Here is a 3,650-nt window from a genome sequence, read left to right as displayed (position 1 = left end):
CTGTTAACCAAGTCCATGGCGAAATCGGGTGTCCGGGAGGATGATCCGAAATGCGCCACATTCACATCGAAGACGGTCTGCGCCTTCGCTTTCCAGGTCGTGACGAGGAATTCGATCAGGGCGTGGAGATCGGCCTGCTCGTTGCTCAGCTCGCCTCGGGGACGGCCGAGTTCACCCGCCTCGTCGCGATGGCCAATGTGGAGCAGGCCCGCGATGTCGCCCGTCAGCTCGGATATCACGTGCGCATCTCGGGGGTCGATGCCGGATCGAGCGAGATCAGTTTTTCGCGGCGCAAGCGGCGACCCACGCTGACGCTCGTGCACAGCGACGTCAGATTCGCCTGAGACGGCATGCCCCGCAGGATTTCGCTGCTCGACGGAATGCCCTAGATGGGCGTGGCGAGGCCACGACCGGCCTCAAGGCCTCCGTAACAACGACGTCGAGGACAGGCGATGACCGGCTTCGAGACCCCGCCGCAGGCTGATCCCCTCGCCCGCCCGGCCACTCAGCTCGTGACGGTATTCGGCGGCTCCGGGTTCCTCGGCCGGCACGTCGTCAGGGCTCTCGCCAAGCGCGGCTACCGCATCCGCGTCGCCGTGCGGCGGCCCGACCTCGCCCTGTTCCTTCAACCGCTCGGCAGGGTCGGCCAGATCGTCGCCGTGCAGGCGAACCTGCGCTACCCGCAATCCATCGCCAAGGCGGTGGCCGGCGCCGACATCGTGGTCAACCTCGTCGGCATCCTGCAGGAGAGCGGGCGCCAGAGCTTCTCCGGGCTCCAATCGGAGGGTGCCGGCGCCATCGCCAGGGCGGCGGGCGAGGACGGGACGCACCTCGTCCATGTCTCGGCGCTCGGCGCCGACGCGAATTCGTCCTCGCAATACGCCAGCTCGAAGGCGCTCGGCGAGGCGCAGGTGTTCTCCGCCCGGCCCAATGCCGTGGTGCTGCGCCCCTCCATCGTGTTCGGGCCGGGCGACAGCTTCTTCAACCGCTTCGCGGGACTTGCCCGCGCCCTGCCGGTGCTGCCGCTCGCAGGCGCCGCGACCCGTTTCCAGCCGGTCTTCGTGGGTGACGTCGCCGAGGCCGTGGCCCGCGCCGTCGACGGCCAAGTTCCCGGCGGCCAGGTCTACGAGCTCGGCGGTCCCGAGATCCGGACGCTGGAGGCGCTCGTGCGCTACATGCTGGAGACGACCATGCGCAAACGCGCCGTGGTCTCGCTGCCTTTGCCGGCGGCCCGGCTGCAGGCCCGCATGCTCGAGATCGTCGACACACTGACGCTCGGTTTCCTGCCCGATTCCTTGAAGCTCACTCGCGACCAAGTCACCCTGCTCCAGACAGACAACGTCGTCTCGGAAGGCGCGAAGTCCGAGGGACGCACCATCGAGGCTCTGGGCATCGTGCCCACCGCCATGGAGGCGGTGGTGCCGGGCTATCTCTGGCGCTTCCGCAAGGCCGGCCAGTTCACCACCGGCCGCGGGACCGAGGTCATGGCCGAGATCCCGGACACGCTGGCGCCCGCGCCGATGGGCGAGGGCTCGCAGCACCGGCCCGGCCGCGCCAGCGGCCCCGCGATCGGCCCCGATGCCGCCTCGCCGAGCCGGATGGGCGCGCGCTGGGGCACGCGCGACAAGTAGCCTACAGTAAGTAGCCGTTATCGAAGGCGCCTCTGGGCCGCCGGCCCGGAGAGCGCCGCCTGCCGGCTGAGACCCTTGTGGACATGGACCATGAGGGCGATGCCGAAGAGCGGGGTGAGAAGGTTCAGCACCGGCACCACCATCAGGCCGGCCAGCATCGCTCCCGCGCTCATCGTGGTGAGGGAATGGTGCCGGCGCATGGCGCCGGCTTCGGGCAGGCCGCGGAATCGTGCGGCGGCGAGCTCGAAATACTCGCGCCCGAGCAGGTAGGTGTTGGCCCCGAAGAAGGCCACGAGGTTCACGCCCGGGACGAAGAACAGGATCAATGCCACGAGGTTGACGAGCAGCGCCAGCCCGGCGAAGCGCAGGGTATAGAGCATGGCTTGGCCGAGCGGCATCGCCTGGCCTGGCGGATCGGCGGGAAAGTCGGTCGCCTCGACGATCGCCGCCGCATCGTCGAGGAAATAGCCCGCCACCAGGATCGAGACCGCCGGCATCAGGTAGGCCAGGGCTACGAACAGCCCCGCACCGGCGAAGAAGAACGCAAGGGTGTCGAGGAAGGGATACTCCGCCGAGAGGTGATGGTTGGCGAGGAACCAGGCGATGAGCCGCGTGAGGGCGAACCAGATCACCACGAGGATGCCGATGGTCAGCGCCAGGGATTTCCACAGGATCGCCCGCAGCGGGGCCGAGAAGACCTGGCGGAGCGCGGCAAGGGCGGCCGAGAGCAGCATGAATGGCGAATCCTCGATGCGGGGAGCATTGGGCTCCCTCGCCTGCCCGGCATCTGGCGCTGTTCTCGGTGCGGGACAACCCTGGCCACCTCCGCGGCCGTCGCGCAGAACCTCCAGCCGGGGAGGTCAGGTTCATCGCCGGCCACCACCGTTGACCCGGCGACGGCGATGTCCCCCGGTCCATAGCCAGAGAAGAGTGCCGTGATGATCCCAGCCGGCTCAGCGCCGATCGAACACGCCCGGTTCCGACCGAGCGTGGCACCGCGCTTCGCTCCCCTGCCGACCGCTCCGGATGTCGTCGTGATCGGGGCGGGGGCGGCGGGGATCGGGGCGGCGCGCCGTCTCGTCGAGCGTGGCATGTCGGTGGCGGTGCTGGAGGCCCGCGACCGGGTCGGCGGGCGTCTCGTGACGACGACGCTGCGCGGCCACGCCGTCGATCTGGGCGGCCACTGGCTCCATGCCGGCCCGATCAACCCGCTGGTCCGCCTCGGCGAGGCCCGCGGCGAGCCTCTGCGCGTCGCGGCTCAGAAGAGCCATCTCTGGGTCGGCCGCCGCCGGGCGCGACCCGCGGAGGAAGCGGCCCTGGGCCGTGCCTTCGCCCTGGCCGACCGGGCCATGACTGAGCAGGCGGCGCGCCCTGGCCCGGATCGGCCGGCCGCGAGCGCCCTGCCCCCTGGCCTCGGACCCTGGGGCGAACGGGTGGCGCTCGTCCACGGCCTCGTCTCCGGCCAGTCCTTGGGCCGGGTGTCCCTGCAAGACTTTCCGAGCATGGAATACGGCGACAACCGCTTCATCGCGGGCGGCTACGGCGGCTACCTCGCCCGCCTCGCGCAGGGACTGCCGATCGCACTCGGGACCGCCGTGACCCGTGTCGACTGGAGCGGCAACGGCATCGCGATCGAGGCGGAGCGCATGGACGTGCTGCGGGCGAAAGCCGTGATCGTGACGGTGCCGATGATGGTGCTGCGCGAGACGCCTCTGTTCGCGCCTGCCCTGCCGCCGGGCCACCGCGCGGCGATCGACGGCTTTTCGACGGGCATCTACGAGCACGCCGTTCTGCATTGGCCGTCCTGCCCGTTCCGCGGGTCCGACCGTCTCGCCAGCGTGGTCGGCGGACGCCGCAAGCCTCCCGGTCTCCTCACCCGGATCGACGGCACGCCCTTCCACTTCTTCGAGCTCGACGTCCATGCGGCGGCCGAGATCGACGCGGCGCGGAGCGGACCGAACGGAGTCCGCCGCTACGTCCGCGCGGTGCTCGCCGAGCATTTTGGAGACCGCGCGCTCC

The 3,650-nt window shown here is 70.2% G+C and carries 4 protein-coding genes; 3 read left to right on the top strand and 1 reads right to left on the bottom strand.

Features of this window, described 5'->3' with window-relative positions; all coding sequences use genetic code 11:
* Window positions 1-50 precede the first annotated feature (50 nt).
* Both ACFE7U_RS17415 and ACFE7U_RS17410 read left to right on the top strand, forming a co-directional pair.
* Window positions 51-344 (top strand): hypothetical protein, encoded by a 294-nt coding sequence (locus ACFE7U_RS17415; RefSeq protein WP_375410968.1) that lies wholly within the window; start codon window positions 51-53, stop codon window positions 342-344.
* A gap of 108 nt (window positions 345-452) precedes the next feature.
* The gene (locus ACFE7U_RS17410) at window positions 453-1,631 is read left to right on the top strand and encodes a complex I NDUFA9 subunit family protein (protein ID WP_375410967.1); all 1,179 of its coding nucleotides are present in this window, start codon (window positions 453-455) and stop codon (window positions 1,629-1,631) included.
* Window positions 1,632-1,648: 17 nt separating this feature from the next.
* Here the strand turns inward: ACFE7U_RS17410 and ACFE7U_RS17405 are convergent, their stop codons facing one another.
* The gene (locus ACFE7U_RS17405) at window positions 1,649-2,365 is read right to left on the bottom strand and encodes a sulfate transporter family protein (RefSeq protein WP_375410966.1); all 717 of its coding nucleotides are present in this window, start codon (window positions 2,363-2,365) and stop codon (window positions 1,649-1,651) included.
* Between the two features lie 204 nt (window positions 2,366-2,569).
* Here ACFE7U_RS17405 and ACFE7U_RS17400 point away from each other — a divergent pair.
* A partial coding sequence (locus ACFE7U_RS17400; protein ID WP_375410965.1) for a flavin monoamine oxidase family protein occupies window positions 2,570-3,650 on the top strand: 1,081 nt, incomplete at its 3' end.

Origin of the sequence: uncultured Methylobacterium sp. (assembly GCF_964251405.1) — a bacterium.
Lineage (GTDB): Bacteria > Pseudomonadota > Alphaproteobacteria > Rhizobiales > Beijerinckiaceae > Methylobacterium.
Note: the sequence above shows the minus strand (reverse complement) of the source record. Positions and strands in the feature narration are given on the sequence as shown.